Origin of the sequence: Pseudooceanicola sediminis, from assembly GCF_003575965.1 — a bacterium.
Taxonomy (GTDB): Bacteria; Pseudomonadota; Alphaproteobacteria; order Rhodobacterales; family Rhodobacteraceae; genus Pseudooceanicola; species Pseudooceanicola sediminis.
Window position 1 is genome coordinate 1 of sequence record NZ_QWJJ01000011.1, and the last position, 16,310, is coordinate 16,310.

Below are 16,310 nucleotides of genomic sequence, written 5' to 3' on the forward strand. Positions count from 1 at the left end.
GCTCCTCACCCCGGCCCCGGCCCCCACCCCGCTCCCCGACCCGGGCCCCGCCTCCCGACCTGCCGCACCGGGCACGTCCGCGCCCCCGCGCCGCGCGCCACGGGTTTCGTCCTCGCCAGCCTGGCCGGCGCAGTGGGGCTGGGTCTTGCCATCGCCCTCTGGGTCGCCGGTGCTCCGGCGGTGCTGATCCTCGCCGCCTACCTCGTCACCCCGGGTCTTGCCCTGGGTCTGATCGGCCTCTGCACCGCTCGGATACCGTCAAGATACCGACGTGAATACCGCCGCCCCGATTTCAATGGATGTGACGCCAATGTCTGACCTTTCGCTGCACCATCCCGCCGACGTCACGACCGAGGCCCGCCCCGCCCGCATCGCCCTGACGACCCTGATCCTTGGCCTGACCGCCGTGCTCCTGCTCGCCCCGCTGGCCGCCGTGTTTGCCGAGGCATTTCGCCAGGGACCCATGGCCTTTCTGGCAGCGATTTCAACACCTGACGCCCAGTCTGCGATCCGCCTGACACTGACGATCTCGGCCCTTGCCCTGCCGCTGAACGCGGCCGTTGGACTGGCCGCAGCCTGGGCCATCGCCAAGTTCGACTTTCGCGGAAAAGCGGTCCTTATCTCTCTGATAGATCTACCCTTTTCCGTATCGCCAGTGGTGGCGGGCCTGTCGCTGGTGCTGCTGTTCGGCAGCTCCGGATGGCTCGGGGCGTGGCTTGCGCTGCACGATCTGCGGATCGTCTTCGCCCTGCCGGGCCTCCTGCTGGCGACGCTCTTCGTCACCTTCCCCTTCATCGCCCGCGAACTGATCCCGGTGATGAGCGAACAGGGCCGCAGCGAGGAAGAAGCCGCCCTGACCCTGGGCGCGACGGGCTGGTACATGTTCCGCACCGTCACCCTGCCCAACGTCCGCTGGGCGCTGCTGTACGGCGTACTGCTCTGCAATGCCCGCGCCATGGGCGAATTCGGCGCCGTCGCCGTCATCTCCGGCAAGATCCGCGGCCAGACCACCACCATGCCGATCCTGATCGAGATGCTCTACAACGAATACCTCTCGGTCGCCGCATTTTCCATGGCCGCCCTGCTTGCCAGCCTCGCCCTGCTCACTCTCGTGTTGAAAACATTGATGGAATGGCGCCACGCGGATCTTCTATCCGCCACGCGCCGCCACTGAACCGCCCCCCTATCGGAGATTGAAATGCGCATCGATATCGACGAAATCGCCAAGAGCTTTGCCGGCACACACGCCCTGCACCCCGTCTCGCTCTCCATCCCCTCCGGCGCCATGGTGTCGCTTCTGGGCCCTTCAGGCTCGGGCAAGACCACCCTGCTGCGCATCATCGCGGGGCTTGAGGCCCCGACCGCAGGCCGGGTCCTGTTCGACGGCACCGACGCCACCGGCATCACCGTGCAAGCCCGCCGCGCCGGGTTCGTTTTCCAAAGCTACGCCCTGTTCCGCCACATGAGCGTGTTCGAAAACATCGCCTACGGCCTGCGTGCCCGCCCCCGCGGCACCCGCCCCTCGGCTGCGGAAATCGAACAGCGCGTCATGACGCTGCTGGAGCTGATCCAGCTGCCCGGCATCGCCAGCCGCTATCCCGCGCAACTTTCGGGCGGACAGCGTCAGCGTGTCGCGCTTGCCCGTGCGCTGGCGACAGAGCCGCGCGTTCTGCTGCTGGATGAACCCTTTGGTGCGCTCGACGCCCGCGTCCGACGCGAACTGCGCGCCGGTCTGCGCGATATCCACGACGCCACCGGCCTGACCACGATCTTCGTCACCCACGATCAGGACGAGGCGCTGAGCCTTGCAGACATGGTCGCGGTCATGTCGATGGGCCGGATCGAACAGGTCGGAACCCCCGCAGACATCCGCAAACGCCCGCAAACCGACTTCGTGCGAAGCTTCATCGAACGGCCAAGGCTGGCGATTGCCTGACGCCCTCCTGGGCGCCTCCTGACTGGCCCCTTCCTGACTGGCCTCCCCCGGTCAGGATTTACCCTTGCCCGAACAGATCTGAACCTCTGTCCCCCACTCGTCACAGCGCAGGCTCAGATCGGGATGCAGGGCCCGGTCGGTGAAAAACATGTCCACGTCCCGCAGCGAGGCAATACGTGCGGGAGCCGTGCGTTTGAACTTGGTATGATCCGCCACCAGCAGGGTCCGGCGGGACCGGTTCAGGATCGCCTGGCTGACCCCGACCTCCTGCACGTCAAAGTCCAGAATATCGCCGTCATTATCAATGGCCGAACACCCGATGACACCGATATCGAACTTGAACTGCCGGATCGTCGCGGTCGTGATATCCCCGATCAGACCGCCGTCCGAATGCCGCAGCGATCCGCCCGTCACGATCACATTGCAGTCGCGGTTTTGCGACAGGATATTGGCGACATTCATGTTGTTGGTCACCACCAACAGATTGCGATGATGCATCAGCTCCACCGCGACGGCCTCGGTGCTGGTACCGATGTTGAGGAAAACGGCGCAATCTTCCGGGATCTGCGCTGCACAGGCCCGCGCAATGGCCGTCTTGCCCTCAGAATTAAGCCGGCGGCGCTCTTCATACCCGATGTTTGTGGTGCCAGACGGCAGCACTGCCCCGCCATGCACCCGCTCCAGTCGTCCCGCATGGGCGAGGTCCGACAGGTCGCGCCGGATCGTCTGAAGCGTCACGCCGAAATGTTCGGCCAGCCCATCGACCGTAACCTTGCCCTCGCGGCGCGCGATATCGAGGATCTCTGGATGGCGGATGGTCTGCGACATGATCTGGCCCTTTGCTAAAACGAAAAGAAACGCGCCAGAGCGAACACGTCAACACATTTCACGGGCCTATATTGGGTGTTCCGCACCTTCAACACCCTTGTTGCAGCGCAGCAATTGCCACACTCCACCGTATGATCCCTGACTTTCTCATTATTATTGAAAGAGTTACAGAGTCGCCTGACGATTACGAAAAAAAACGAAAACAAATATTGTTCTTTTGAGCGGAGTTTCTGTAACCTTTAGCTAAGGAATCGTGGCTCGAGGGAGGGGACCAGCGTGCAAGCCGATGATGAAATCCGCGACCTTCTGGTCATCGGCGGCGGCATCAATGGCTGTGGCATTGCGCGCGACGCAGCAGGCCGCGGCCTGTCCGTCACCCTGGCGGAAATGTCCGACCTTGCCTCGGCCACATCCTCCGCATCGACCAAGCTGTTTCATGGCGGGTTGCGCTATCTCGAATACTTTGAATTCCGGCTGGTCCGTGAAAGCCTGATCGAACGAGAAGTCCTGCTCAGCGCCATGCCGCATATCTCATGGCCGATGCGCTTCGTGCTGCCCTATCATCCCGACATGCGGTTCGAGAGTGATACGCCGACCTCCCGCCTGATGAACATCTTCATGCCCTGGATGAAGGGGCGCCGCCCCGCCTGGCTGATCCGCCTCGGGCTGTTCCTCTATGACACGCTGGGTGGGCGCAAGATCCTGCCCCCGACCAGCAGCCTGAACCTGAAAACCGCGTCTGAGGGTGCGCCGCTCGACGAACGCTTTGAAAAGGCGTTCGAATACTCCGATTGCTGGGTCGAGGATTCCCGCTTGGTGGTCCTGAACGCCCGCGACGCAGAGGCGCGCGGTGCCACCGTCCTGACACGCACCCGCGTTCGCTCGGCCCACCAGCACGACGGCGTCTGGCAGGTCGAGCTGGAATACGTCGAAACCGGCGTCCGCAGCACAGTCCGATCGCGCATGATCGTCAATGCCGGTGGCCCATGGGTCGGCAATATCATCTCCAATACCATCCGCTCCAACAGTACCGATGGCGTGCGTCTGGTGCGCGGCAGCCATATCGTGACCCGCCGCCTGTTCGATCACGACAAAAGCTATTTCTTTCAGGGGACGGACGGGCGGATCATGTTCGCCATTCCCTATGAGACCGATTTTACCCTGATCGGCACGACCGATCAGGAACACACCGATCCCGAGGCCAAGCCCGTCTGCACCCCGGACGAACAGCGCTACATGGTCGATTTCGTCAATGCCTACCTGAAGCAACCGATTTCGACCGCGGATATCGTCTGGACCTACTCCGGTGTCCGCCCGCTGTATGATGATGGGGCCAGTTCGGCCACTGCCGCGACCCGGGACTATACGCTCAAGGTCGACACCAGCGCAGGGGCGCCCGTTCTGAACATCTTCGGGGGCAAGATCACCACCTACCGGCGTCTGGCCGAAAGCGCGCTGGATCTGATCGGCGAACATTTCACCGACCTGCCCGGCCCCTGGACCGCAGGCGTCGCCCTGCCCGGCGGAGATTTTCCGGTCGACGCGGTAAACACCCAGATCAGCACCCTGAAGCGTGATTTCGCCTTTCTGGATGATCGCTGGGCCCGCCGCCTGGTCCGTGCCTATGGCACCGAAGCACGGCAGATGCTGGGGGACGCACGGACGGCCGACGACCTTGGCCAGCTGTTCGGCTTCAATCTGACGGCGCGCGAAGTCGATTGGCTGATGCGCCACGAATATGCCCGCTGCGCGCAGGATGTGCTGTGGCGGCGCTCGAAACTGGGCCTGCGCCTGTCGGAGGATGAGACCGCAGAGCTTGAAACCTACATGACGGGACGCCGCGCCCAGCTTGTGTCGGAGGCCGCCGAGTAGACCGGCCAGAAGGAGGAGGAGGCAATGACACTGACACTTGAGGGCGTGACCAGCGTCGTCGGCGCGACGACTCATATTCACGAAACGTCGCTGACCTTGGAAAAGGGCACGATGAACGTACTGCTCGGGCCGACCCTGTCCGGCAAGACCTCGTTGATGCGCCTGATGGCGGGCCTTGATGCACCGACCAGTGGCCGCATCATCTGGAACGGCAACGATGTGACCGGGATGCGGGTACAGGACCGCCGCGTCGCCATGGTCTATCAACAGTTCATCAACTACCCATCGATGAGCGTTTACGACAACATTGCCTCGCCCATGCGCCTGCTCGGCCTCGACAAATCCGAGATCGACAGCCGCGTCCGCGCCACCGCCGAGCTGATGAAACTGACCCCGATGCTGGCCCGCAAGCCGCTGGAACTGTCGGGCGGGCAGCAACAACGCTGTGCCCTTGCCCGCGCGCTGGTCAAGAATGCCGGCCTTGTGCTGCTCGATGAACCCCTTGCCAACCTCGACTACAAGCTGCGCGAGGAACTGCGCGCCGAGATCCCCAGGATCTTTGAGGAATCCGGCGCCATCTTCGTCTATGCCACCACGGAACCCGAGGAAGCCCTGCTGCTCGGCGGCAATTGCGCAACCCTGTGGGAGGGGCGCGTGACCCAGTTCGGCCCGACCGCCAGCGTTTATCGCAACCCCGGCAACGCCACCACCGCGCGCGTCTTTTCCGACCCGCCGATGAATTTCCTGCCTCTGGAAAAGCGTGGCGGTCGTGTGACTTACGGCACCGCCGGCGACATTCCCGCCGACATCCTTGCCCCCGGTCTGGCGGATGGGCACTATATCGCAGGCTTCCGCCCCAATCACCTCAGCCTTGAACCCCAAGCGGACGCCATCGCCTTCGATACAACCCTGACGGTGACTGAAATCACGGGGTCCGAGACCTTCGTGCACCTCGACTATCACGGGGCACGCTGGGTCGGCCTGATCCACGGCATTCGCAACCTGACACCCGGTCAGGCGCTGCCGGTCTACCTCGACGCCTCCCGCGTCTACCTCTTTGCCGAAGACGGCCAGTTGGTTGCCTCGGCACCCTATGCGGATGCTGCATGATGGCCAAGATCACTTTGGACAACCTCGCTCATTCCTACCTGGCACAGCCCAGGTCCGATGACGATTTCGCGCTCAAGGAACTGAACCACGACTGGGCGGATGGAGAGGCCTACGCCCTGCTCGGCTCCTCAGGCTGCGGCAAATCCACCTTGCTCAACATCATCTCCGGTTTGCTGATCCCCAGTCAGGGCCGGGTGCTGTTTGATGGCCGCGACGTGACGCACGCCCCAACGGCCGAACGCAACATCGCACAGGTGTTCCAGTTCCCCGTTGTCTACGACACCATGACGGTGCGCGAAAACCTTGCCTTCCCGCTGAAGAACCGCGGCATGGATGCGGCCGAAATCGCCCGCCGTGTCCAGCGCGTCGGCAAGATGATCGACATGGAAGCACAGTTGAACCACAAGGCGCGCGGCCTGACCGCCGACGCCAAGCAAAAGATCAGCCTTGGCCGTGGCATGGTGCGCGAAGACGTCAACGCCCTGCTGTTCGATGAACCCCTGACCGTCATCGACCCCCACATGAAATGGGAACTGCGCACGCAGCTGAAAAAGCTGCACCACGATTTCGGCCATACGATGATATACGTGACGCATGACCAGACCGAGGCCCTGACCTTCGCGGACAAGGTCGTCGTCATGTACGATGGCCGCGTCGTGCAGATCGGCACCCCGCAGGAACTGTTCGAACGACCCGCGCATACCTTCGTGGGCTATTTCATCGGTTCGCCCGGGATGAACCTCTTTGACGCTCAGGTTGACGGGCGCACCGCACGCATCAATGGCACCCCGGTCGATCTGGGCCACAGCTACCGGGCGGACGGCGCGATGCAGATCGGCGTGCGCCCCGAATTCATACGCCTCTCGACCACCGAAGACGGCATCCCGGCACGGATCAGACGGGTTGAGGACGTGGGCCGCCACAAGATCCTGCGGCTTGAGGTGAATGGGCACGAAATCAATGCGATATCCGGCGAAGGTGATGTGATACCTGAAGGTGCAAACCGCATCACTTTCGCGCCGGAAGGCGTCAACGTCTACGCCAACGACTGGCGCATTTCACCACTGGGAGAGGCCGCCTGATGAACAAGACCGTCAACCAAAAGGCGTGGTTCCTGGTTCTGCCGGTGCTTCTGCTGGTCGCCTTTTCCGCCGTCATTCCACTGATGACCGTCGTGAATTATTCGGTTCAGGACACCTTCGGCAACAACCAGTTCTTCTGGGCCGGGCTCGACTGGTTCCGCGACATGCTGTCGAGCGAACGGATGTGGGATGCCCTCGTGCGGCAACTGATCTTCTCCGCCATCATCCTGGCCATCGAGATCCCGCTGGGCATCTTCGTCGCCCTGAACATGCCCAAGCGTGGCTTCTGGTCGTCCTTCTGCCTTGTCACGATGTCGCTGCCGCTGTTGATCCCGTGGAACGTCGTCGGCACCATCTGGCAGATCTTCGGTCGGGTCGACATCGGGCTGCTGGGCTACACGCTCGATGCGCTCGGGATCGACTATAACTACACGCAGAACACCATCGACGCCTGGGTGACCGTCATCGTCATGGATGTCTGGCACTGGACCTCGCTGGTCGCGCTGCTGGCCTATGCCGGGCTGCGCTCGATCCCCGATGCCTATTACCAGGCCGCCAAGATCGACCAGGCCAGCCGCTGGGCCGTGTTCCGCTATATCGAGTTGCCAAAGATGGCCGGTGTTCTGATGATCGCCATCCTGCTGCGCTTCATGGACAGCTTCATGATCTACACCGAACCCTTCGTCGTCACCGGCGGCGGGCCGGGCAATGCCACGACCTTCCTGTCCATCGACCTGGTGAAAATGGCCCTCGGTCAATTCGACCTCGGCCCCGCCGCCGCCTTCTCGCTGATGTACTTTCTGGTCATCCTGCTGATTTCATGGGTGTTCTACACCGTCATGACGAACCTCGACAAAAGGGATGGCGCGCAATGACCGATAGCACTGTTTCCACCAGCACCAGCACCAGCACCATCGCGATCCGCAGTCGCGCAAGCACCCGTATCTGGCGGCCTTCGGCATCGCTGATCGTGATGGCGCTCTACCTGATCTTCCTGCTCCTGCCGATCTACTGGCTGGTGAACATGAGCCTGAAGACAAACACCGAAATCCTGGGCAGCTTCTCTCTCTGGCCGCAGGACCTGACGCTGGCGAACTATGAAAAGATCCTGACCGACCCGAGCTGGTACATGGGCTATGTCAATTCGCTGATCTACGTGGTGATGAACACCGTGATCAGCCTGGCCGTCGCCCTGCCCGCCGCCTATGCCTTCAGCCGCTATTCCTTCATGGGCGACAAGCACCTGTTCTTCTGGCTGCTGACCAACCGCATGGCGCCGCCCGCCGTCTTTGCGCTGCCGTTCTTTCAGCTCTATTCCAGCATCGGCTTGTTCGACACCCATATCGCCGTGGCGCTGGCGCACTGCCTGTTCAACGTCCCCCTCGCCGTCTGGATCCTCGAAGGCTTCATGCGCGGTGTCCCGAAGGAGATCGACGAGACCGCCTATATCGACGGCTATTCCTTCCCGCGCTTCTTCGTGCAGATCTTCACGCCCCTGATCGCAAGCGGGATCGGCGTCGCCGCCTTCTTCTGCTTCATGTTCTCCTGGGTCGAGCTGCTGCTGAGCCGCACGCTGACCTCGGTCGACGCCAAACCCATCGCCGCCACCATGACCCGCACCGTCGGTGCCGCCGGGGTCGACTGGGGCGTGCTGGCCGCCGCGGGTGTGCTGACGATCGTGCCCGGGGCCTTGGTCATCTATTTCGTGCGCAACTACATCGCCAAGGGCTTTGCCCTGGGACGGGTATGATGATGCAACAGCAACAATTGAAACGGAGGGTCTGAGCAATGGCATGGATGGCATGGACATGGCCGACGGCCGCCTTCTTCGCGGTGATCGCCGCTCTGCTGCTCACCTTCACGGTGCTGGCAATCCGCTCCCCCGAAACGCCGCGCACCGGCGTGCTGCGGATCGAGACGACGCGCGGCGACCGCTTGTTCATCACGCTGCTCGGCTCGGCCTTCCTCAACCTGGCCTGGCTGGGCCTTGATCTCGGCCCACAGCCCTATGCGCTGATTGTCTGCGTCGCTTATGCCGCAGCGGTGTTCCGCTGGGTATAGCACCCGAAACGACGATCTGCGGGACTGTAGGAGGGCCCGCAGATCACTTCAAACCACGTTCACCTTAGGGAGGAATCTACATGAACGTCCTACTCAAATCTTCCACGGCACTGGGTCTTGCCCTCTGCCTTGTCGGGGGCCCCGCGCTCGCCGACATGGAGGCGGCGAAAAAGTTTCTCGACGACGAAATCGGTGATGTCTCGACCTTGTCGCGCGCCGATCAGGAAGCCGAGATGCAATGGTACATCGACGCCGCCAAACCATACGAGGGGATGTCGATCAACGTCGTCTCCGAAACCATCACGACGCATGAATACGAAAGCCAGGTCCTTGCGCCGGCCTTCACCGCCATCACCGGCATCCAGATCACCCACGATCTGATCGGCGAAGGCGATGTTGTCGAGAAACTGCAAACCCAGATGCAGTCGGGCGAAAACATCTATGACGCCTACGTCAACGACAGTGACCTGATCGGCACGCACTGGCGCTATCAGCAGGTGCGCAACCTGACCGAATGGATGGCGAACGAGGGGGCAGATGTCACCTCGCCCACGCTGGACCTTGACGACTTCATCGGCACCCAGTTCACCACCGCCCCGGACGGCGACCTCTACCAACTGCCCGACCAGCAGTTCGCGAACCTTTACTGGTTCCGCTACGATTGGTTCAACGACCCCGAAATCAAGGCGGCCTTTAAGGAAAAGTACGGCTATGACCTCGGCGTGCCGGTCAACTGGGCAGCCTATGAAGATATCGCGGAGTTCTTCACGGGCCGCGAAATCGACGGCAAGAAGGTCTATGGCAACATGGACTACGGCAAGAAGGACCCCTCGCTCGGCTGGCGCTATACCGACGCGTGGATGTCCATGGCCGGGATGGGCGACAAGGGTGAACCCAACGGCCTGCCGGTCGATGAATGGGGCATCCGCGTCAACGACAAGTCCCAGCCCACCGGCGCGTGCGTGACCCGTGGCGGCGCGACCAACTCGCCCGCGGCCGTCTATGCCGTGGACAAGGCGATCAAGTGGTTGCAGGAATACTCTCCCCCCGCCGCCGCCGGCATGACCTTCTCCGAGGCCGGCCCCGTCCCTGCACAGGGTGACATTGCCCAGCAGATGTTCATGTACACGACCTTCGTGGCGCCGCTTGTCGCCTCTGACGCCGTGATGAACGAAGACGGCACGCCGAAATGGCGTCTCGCCCCCAGCCCGCATGGCGTCTATTGGGAAGACGGCATGAAGGTTGGCTACCAGGACGTGGGGTCCTGGACGCTGATGAAGTCGACCCCGGTGGACCGCGCACAGGCCGCATGGCTCTATGCGCAGTTCGTCACCTCGAAAACGGTGGACGTCAAGAAAGCCGACATCGGGCTGACCTTCATCCGCAACTCGACCATCGAGAGCGACCACTTCACCGACCGCGCGCCGAAACTGGGCGGCCTGGTGGAATTCTACCGCTCGCCTGACCGCGTGCGCTGGTCCCCGACCGGCACCAACGTCCCTGACTACCCCAAGCTGGCACAGCTGTGGTGGCAGAACATCGGTGACGCCATGTCGGGTGCCAAAACCTCGCAAGAGGCTCTGGATTCACTCTGCGCAGACATGGAAAGCGTGTTGTCGCGGCTGGAACGCGCCGGCATTCAGGGCGATCTCGGTCCGGTCCTGAACGATGAACAGGATGCCTCCTACTGGCTGGAACAGCCGGGCGCACCCAAGCCCAAGCTGGAGAGCGAGGACGAAGAGCCCAAGACCGTCAGCTACGACGATCTGGTCTCCTCCTGGAACCAGTAAGCCAGGCTGACGCTTGAACAACAAACCGGGGCGCGCGGACCCTTCGCGCGCCCCGACCCTATCCGACCCCAAGCGCGCGGAGCGACGCATGAGCTATATTCTGGCCATTGATCAGGGCACGACCTCCAGCCGGGCGATCCTGTTTGACGAAACACTGCACGTCACCGCCAGCGCACAAGAAGAATTCCCCCAGCATTATCCGCAATCGGGTTGGGTCGAACACGACCCCTCTGACCTGTGGTCAACCACCGCCGCCACCTGCCGCGCGGTGATCGAACGGGCCGGGATCTCCTCCTCCGACATTGCCGCCATCGGCATCACCAACCAGCGTGAAACGACGCTGGTCTGGGATCGTGACACGGGCAGGCCCATTCACAACGCCATCGTCTGGCAGGACCGCCGCACCGCCCCGGTCTGCGCAGACCTGCGCGACGCCGGGCACGAACAGATGGTCACCGACCGCACCGGCCTGCTGCTCGACCCCTACTTCTCGGGGACCAAGCTGAAATGGCTTCTCGATAACGTCGAGGGCGCCCGCGAAAGGGCGCGCGCAGGCAAACTGCTGTTCGGCACCGTCGATACCTTCCTGATCTGGAAACTGACGGGCGGCGCGTCCCATGTCACTGACGCCACAAATGCCGCGCGCACCCTGCTTTATGACATCCGCAAGGGCCGTTGGTCGCGCACCATCTGCGACCTGCTGGATATCCCGATCGAGATGCTGCCAGAGGTCCGCGATTGCGCGTCCGACTTCGGCAGGACCCGGCCCGATCTGTTCGGCGGCTGCGAATTGCCCATCCTCGGCGTCGCAGGCGATCAGCAGGCCGCGACCATCGGGCAGGCCTGTTTCGAACCCGGCATGCTGAAATCCACTTATGGCACCGGCTGCTTTGCCCTGCTCAATACCGGCGACACGCCCGTGCGCTCCTCCAACCGGCTGCTGACCACCATCGCCTACCAGCTTGACGGCAAGCCGACCTATGCGCTTGAGGGCTCGATCTTCATCGCCGGGGCCGTGGTGCAATGGCTGCGTGACGGCCTCAGGATCATCCGCGAAGCGGGCGAGACGCAGGGCCTCGCCGAAAACGCCGACGAGGGGCAGAATGTCGTGCTTGTGCCCGCCTTCACCGGCCTCGGCGCGCCCTATTGGAATGCCGAATGCCGCGGCGCCGTCTTCGGCCTGACCCGCAACTCCGGCCCGGCCGAGCTGGCCCGTGCCGCCCTGCAATCCGTCGGCTTCCAGACCCGCGACCTGCTTGAGGCGATGCAGCGTGACTGGGACCGCCCCGCAGGCGGCGCCACCCTGCGCGTCGATGGCGGGATGAGCGCTTCTGACTGGGCGATGCAGTTCCTCTCAGACATCATCGGCGCCCCCGTCGACCGCCCCAAGACGCTGGAAACAACGGCGATGGGGGCCGCGTGGCTGGCAGGGTATCGCGCCGGTCTTTACCCCGATCAGGCCGGTTTCGCCGACATGTGGGCGCTCGACCGTCAATTCACACCCGACATGTCCGATGAACAGCGCGGCGCGAAATACGACGCATGGACCCGCGCCGTGGCCGCCGCGCAAGCGTTCTGATGCAACTGCTGCTGCCCCCGCGCATCCTGTTCGGTCGCGGCGCCCTGGCCGACGCCCTGCCCCATCTGCGCGCCCTCGGATCCCGCCTGATCCTGGTCCACAGCGCCTCTGCCCGTGCCGCGCCCCCCCTGGCCGACGACCTTCGCGCCCTGGGCTGCACAGTCCAGACCTGCCTTGCCAAGGGCGAACCGACACTGCCGGTGCTGGAGGACGCCCTGCACACCCTGCGCCCCTGCAACGCCGATGCCGTCATCGCCATGGGCGGCGGCTCGGCCCTCGACCTGGGCAAGGCGCTGGCGGCCCTGTTGCCAGGCGCGCACCCCGCCCTGCACCATCTGGAAGTCGTCGGCGGCGGGCACCCCCTCGATACCGCGCCGCTGCCCTTTGCCGCCATCCCCACCACCGCAGGCACCGGGGCCGAGGCGACGAAGAATGCCGTCATCGGCGTGCCACAAGCACAGCGCAAGGTCAGCCTGCGCGACGACCGCATGATCGCGCGCCTTGCCGTGGTCGACCCCGCCCTGACCGAAGACGTGCCCCCCGCGACCCGCCTCGCCTCGGGTCTCGATGCGATCACGCAGGTGATCGAGCCCTACCTGTCGCTGAACGCCAGCCCTCTGACCGACGCGCTCTGCCGCGATGCCATCCCAAGGGGGCTGGGTGCCCTGCGGCAGCTCATGCAGGCGCCCAACCCGCAGGCCTTTGACGATATGGCGCACGTCAGTCTGTCGGGCGGCATCGCGCTGGCCAATGCCGGCCTTGGGGCGGTGCATGGGCTGGCAGGCGTGCTCGGCGGGCGCACAGGCGCGGCCCACGGCGTGCTTTGTGGTCGCCTGCTGGTGCCGGTGCTGCGCACAAACTTCACCGCCATTGACACGCCCCGCAGGGCCGAGGTGCTGGCCTGGATCGCCTCGGCTTTCCCCGAAAACTCCGATCCCCTCACCGCATTGCAGACCTGGATCGACGCGCAGGGCCTGCCCCGCCTTGCCGACCTCGGGCTGAGCGCGCGCGATCACGCGAGGGTCGCGGCGGACTCCCTCGCCTCCTCCTCCATGCGCACCAACCCGGTCGCCCTCTCCGGGGAACAATTGCGCAAGATCCTCTCCCAAAGCTGAACGGCAAAAGGCGGCAGGATCATCCCTGCCGCCTCTCCAGTTTCCAATGAGGCCGGGGGCATCCCCCCGCCCCCCTCAGCCGCGATAGCCGAACTGGCGCGGCAACCAAAGCGAGATGTCGGGCACCAGCGTGATCACCAGCAGGGCGATCAGCAGCGCGATCAGGAACGGCAGCACCTCTCGGATGATCTTGTTCAGCGAACAGCCCGAAATCCCGGCCATCACGAACAACAGCAGCCCATAGGGCGGCGTGATCAGCCCCAGCATGATGTTGACCACGCAGACGATGCCAAAGTGCACCAGATCGATACCAAGCGCGTTGGCCGTCGGGATGAACACCGGCACGATCACCAGCAGGATCGTCGTGCCCTCCAGCAGGCACCCCAGCAACAGCAGGATCACGTTGACGATCAACAGGAACGCCATCGGTGACAGGTCGAACCCGCCCAGCCATTGGCTCAGCATCGTCGGCACGTTCTCGATGGTGACGACATAGTTGAACACCAGCGCCCCGGCGATCAGCATCCCGATCGACGACGTTGTACGCGCGCTGGACAACAGCGACTGATAGATCGACCCAAAGCTGACGCTGCGGTACAGGATGGCCGACACCAGCAGCGCATACAGCGCCGCGACCGCCGCGGCCTCGGTCGGGGTCGTTGCCCCACCATAAATCCCGCCCAGCAGCACGATGGGCATCATCAGCGCCGGAAACGCCTTCAGCGTCACACCGGGCAATTCGCGCACCGGCACCGGCTTTTCCACCGGAAAGTTGCGGCGCTTGGCCGTCGTCAGGATCAACGCGATCTGCATCGCGCCCATCAGCAGCCCCGGCATCACCCCCGCCAGAAACAGATAGCCGATCGAGGCATCCGAGACGAGCGCATAGATCACGATGGGAATGGACGGCGGGATGATCGGCCCGATCACCGCGGTCGATGCCGTCAGCGCCGCGGCAAAGGCGGGCGGGTACTTGCCCCCCTCGGTCATCATCTTCTGCATCATCTTGCCCGTGCCCGCGGCATCCGCGATGGCCGACCCGGACATGCCGGCGAAAATGATGCTCTGCCCGACATTGACCAGCGCCAGCCCACCGGGAAACCGCCCGACAAAGGCATTGCAAAACGCCAGCAGGCGCAACGTCATCGACCCGGAGTTCATCAACTCTGCGGCAAGGATGAACAGCGGCACCGCCAACAGGATATAGCTGGAAAACAGCCCGTTCAGCAGTTGTTCGGCCGCCGTGCCCATATCCAGGCCCGACAGCATCAGGTACAGGATGGACGACGCGATCATCGAATGGCCGATCGGCAGGCCCAGCAGGCTCAGCAGCACGATCGAAATGATGCTCAGCGCAAAGGGATCCAGGCCCATCATTGCAGTTCCTCCTCGCGGGTTTCAACCTGGCCCCACTTGCCGCTGACAGCGCCAAGGAACAGCCAGGCGTAGCGGATCAGCACCGCCACCGCGAACACGATGTAAATCGAATAGACGTAGTCATAGCGGATATCGAGGTACGAGGTATCCTGCACCTTCATGAAGGTGACATAGTCCCAGACCGCCGGCAGCGAATAACCATAGAGAAACAGCAGCGCCGCCGCGGCAAAGACTGTCATGACCCGCCGGGTCCGGCGACCGACCATCGCCAGGATGAAGTCAAAGCGGATTTCCTCGCTTTCGCGCACAACAAAGGCCGCGCCCCATAGCACGATCCAAAGCCACATCAGGATCGTCAGCTCCGATGCGCCGCCCACCGGCATGTTGAAAAGATAGCGGAAGGCCACCTGCACGATGAACGCGCCGAACATGACGGCCAGCATGATGGCGGCGATATTCTCGGCGCGCTGGCGCAGCCAGTGACCCAATTTCACAAGTTTTTCCACGTGTCTCAGCCTTTGTTGAAACTGCGCCCGGACCCGCCGGACGCAGCCTTCATGACAGGGTCGAACGCATCACATCGCGTTGATACGTTCCAGCATTCCCTCCGGCCAGTCGCTGGAGAGGTCGGAGTCGAGGTACATCTTCTGCGCATAGGCCCGGAAGGCATCGACATCCGGGGTATAGATCTTCAGGCCCTGTTCCTCGAAGGAAGACGCAAGTTCCTCTTCGCGCTTGAGGTGCTCTGCGGTGCTCCAGGCGATGGCTTCGTCTGCCGCCGCCTCGAACGCGCTGCGATCCTCTTCGCTCATCTCGTCCCAGACCTTCTGCGAAATCACCAGGAGGTCGTAGCCAACCAGATGAGAGGTTTGCACGATCTGTTTCATGACCTCGTAGAACTTCATGTTCTCGACGTTCGGCAGCGGGTTGTCCTGGCCGTCGATGGCCCCGGTTTGCAGGCCGGTATAGACCTCGGCATAGGCCATCGGCGTCGGGTTCGCACCAAGCGCCTTGCCCAGGAACTGCCATGCGTCACCGCCCGGCATCCGCAGTTTCACGCCAGCCATATCCTCGGGCGTGTTGATCTCCTTGTCGATCCGCAGACCGACCTGACGCGTGCCGAAATAGGTCGGCCCCAGGATATGGATGCCCAGCTGATCTTCGGCCATCGCCTTCATCTCGGCACCGGCATCGCTGGCAAAGAACGCCTTCAGATGCTCCGCGTCGCGGAACAGATAGGCCGATGTCAGGATCGAAAAGGCCGGGATCTGCGTCGCGATATCCTGCGGCGAGACGTTGCCCATCTCAAGGTTGCCACGCTGGATCGCGATGATCTCGGTCGTCTGCTTGAACAGATTGCCGCCATAGTACAGCTGCATGTCCGCGATGCCCGAGACCTTTTCGGCCAGCATCTTCATCATGTCGGCGCGAATGTCCTGCTCGGAAAACACGGCCGAAAAGCGCAGCGTCGGCTTGTCCTGGGCCATCAGCGGCGTGGCGACGCCCAGCATCAGCGCCGCACCGGCGACCGCGCCCATAAGGGTTCTGCGATTGATCATT

The 16,310-nt window shown here is 63.2% G+C and carries 16 protein-coding genes; 12 read left to right on the forward strand and 4 right to left on the reverse strand.

The genetic code is table 11. From position 1 onward, the window contains the following. From DL237_RS20880 to DL237_RS13045, 3 genes are all read left to right on the forward strand, one after another. A partial coding sequence (locus DL237_RS20880) for a hypothetical protein (RefSeq protein WP_233544992.1) occupies positions 1-318 on the forward strand: 318 nt, incomplete at its 5' end. After that, positions 311-1,174 (forward strand): sulfate ABC transporter permease subunit CysW, encoded by an 864-nt coding sequence (gene cysW, locus DL237_RS13040; protein WP_119399640.1) that lies wholly within the window; start codon positions 311-313, stop codon positions 1,172-1,174. The genes DL237_RS20880 and cysW, both read left to right, overlap by 8 nt. Positions 1,175-1,198: 24 nt before the next feature. Then, on the forward strand, positions 1,199-1,936 hold the full coding sequence (locus DL237_RS13045; RefSeq protein ID WP_119399519.1) for a sulfate/molybdate ABC transporter ATP-binding protein: 738 nt from the start codon (positions 1,199-1,201) through the stop codon (positions 1,934-1,936). A 51-nt stretch (positions 1,937-1,987) separates the two neighbouring features. Here the strand turns inward: DL237_RS13045 and DL237_RS13050 are convergent, their stop codons facing one another. After that, positions 1,988-2,764: a DeoR/GlpR family DNA-binding transcription regulator gene (locus DL237_RS13050; RefSeq protein WP_119399520.1), complete on the reverse strand. Its 777-nt coding sequence runs from the start codon at positions 2,762-2,764 to the stop codon at positions 1,988-1,990. Positions 2,765-3,040: 276 nt separating this feature from the next. On the opposite strand from DL237_RS13050, the gene glpD reads away from it, so the two are divergent. The 9 genes from glpD (at position 3,041) to DL237_RS13095 (ending at position 13,373) form a co-directional block, all read left to right on the forward strand. Next, entirely contained in the window at positions 3,041-4,636 is a 1,596-nt protein-coding gene (gene glpD, locus DL237_RS13055; protein ID WP_119399521.1) for a glycerol-3-phosphate dehydrogenase, read from the forward strand. Positions 4,637-4,660: 24 nt separating this feature from the next. After that, complete coding sequence (locus tag DL237_RS13060) at positions 4,661-5,746, forward strand: ABC transporter ATP-binding protein (protein WP_119399522.1); 1,086 nt, start codon at positions 4,661-4,663, stop codon at positions 5,744-5,746. Continuing rightward, complete coding sequence (locus tag DL237_RS13065) at positions 5,746-6,828, forward strand: ABC transporter ATP-binding protein (protein ID WP_119399641.1); 1,083 nt, start codon at positions 5,746-5,748, stop codon at positions 6,826-6,828. Before DL237_RS13060 ends, DL237_RS13065 begins: the two co-directional genes overlap by 1 nt. Then, complete coding sequence (locus DL237_RS13070) at positions 6,828-7,703, forward strand: carbohydrate ABC transporter permease (protein WP_119399523.1); 876 nt, start codon at positions 6,828-6,830, stop codon at positions 7,701-7,703. Before DL237_RS13065 ends, DL237_RS13070 begins: the two co-directional genes overlap by 1 nt. A gap of 98 nt (positions 7,704-7,801) precedes the next feature. Then, positions 7,802-8,578, forward strand: a complete 777-nt coding sequence (locus tag DL237_RS13075; protein ID WP_407691914.1) for a carbohydrate ABC transporter permease — start codon at positions 7,802-7,804, stop codon at positions 8,576-8,578. A 38-nt stretch (positions 8,579-8,616) separates the two neighbouring features. Next, the gene (locus tag DL237_RS13080; RefSeq protein WP_119399524.1) at positions 8,617-8,889 is read left to right on the forward strand and encodes a DUF2160 domain-containing protein; all 273 of its coding nucleotides are present in this window, start codon (positions 8,617-8,619) and stop codon (positions 8,887-8,889) included. A gap of 80 nt (positions 8,890-8,969) precedes the next feature. Further along, positions 8,970-10,679: an ABC transporter substrate-binding protein gene (locus DL237_RS13085; protein WP_119399525.1), complete on the forward strand. Its 1,710-nt coding sequence runs from the start codon at positions 8,970-8,972 to the stop codon at positions 10,677-10,679. 88 nt (positions 10,680-10,767) lie between these two features. Continuing rightward, complete coding sequence (gene glpK, locus DL237_RS13090; RefSeq protein ID WP_119399526.1) at positions 10,768-12,258, forward strand: glycerol kinase GlpK; 1,491 nt, start codon at positions 10,768-10,770, stop codon at positions 12,256-12,258. After that, positions 12,258-13,373, forward strand: a complete 1,116-nt coding sequence (locus DL237_RS13095) for an iron-containing alcohol dehydrogenase (RefSeq protein ID WP_233544993.1) — start codon at positions 12,258-12,260, stop codon at positions 13,371-13,373. Before glpK ends, DL237_RS13095 begins: the two co-directional genes overlap by 1 nt. Before the next feature lie 75 nt (positions 13,374-13,448). On the opposite strand, the gene DL237_RS13100 is transcribed toward DL237_RS13095, so the two are convergent. The 3 genes from DL237_RS13100 to dctP form a co-directional block, all read right to left on the reverse strand. Continuing rightward, positions 13,449-14,750 carry a TRAP transporter large permease gene (locus DL237_RS13100; RefSeq protein WP_119399528.1) on the reverse strand — a complete coding sequence of 434 codons (1,302 nt, stop codon included), beginning with the start codon at positions 14,748-14,750 and terminating at the stop codon, positions 13,449-13,451. Continuing rightward, complete coding sequence (locus tag DL237_RS13105; protein WP_199672083.1) at positions 14,747-15,244, reverse strand: TRAP transporter small permease; 498 nt, start codon at positions 15,242-15,244, stop codon at positions 14,747-14,749. The genes DL237_RS13100 and DL237_RS13105 overlap by 4 nt, the downstream gene beginning before the upstream one ends. A gap of 81 nt (positions 15,245-15,325) precedes the next feature. Beyond that, positions 15,326-16,309 (reverse strand): TRAP transporter substrate-binding protein DctP, encoded by a 984-nt coding sequence (gene dctP / locus DL237_RS13110; protein WP_119399530.1) that lies wholly within the window; start codon positions 16,307-16,309, stop codon positions 15,326-15,328. Between the last annotated feature and the right edge of the window lies 1 nt (position 16,310).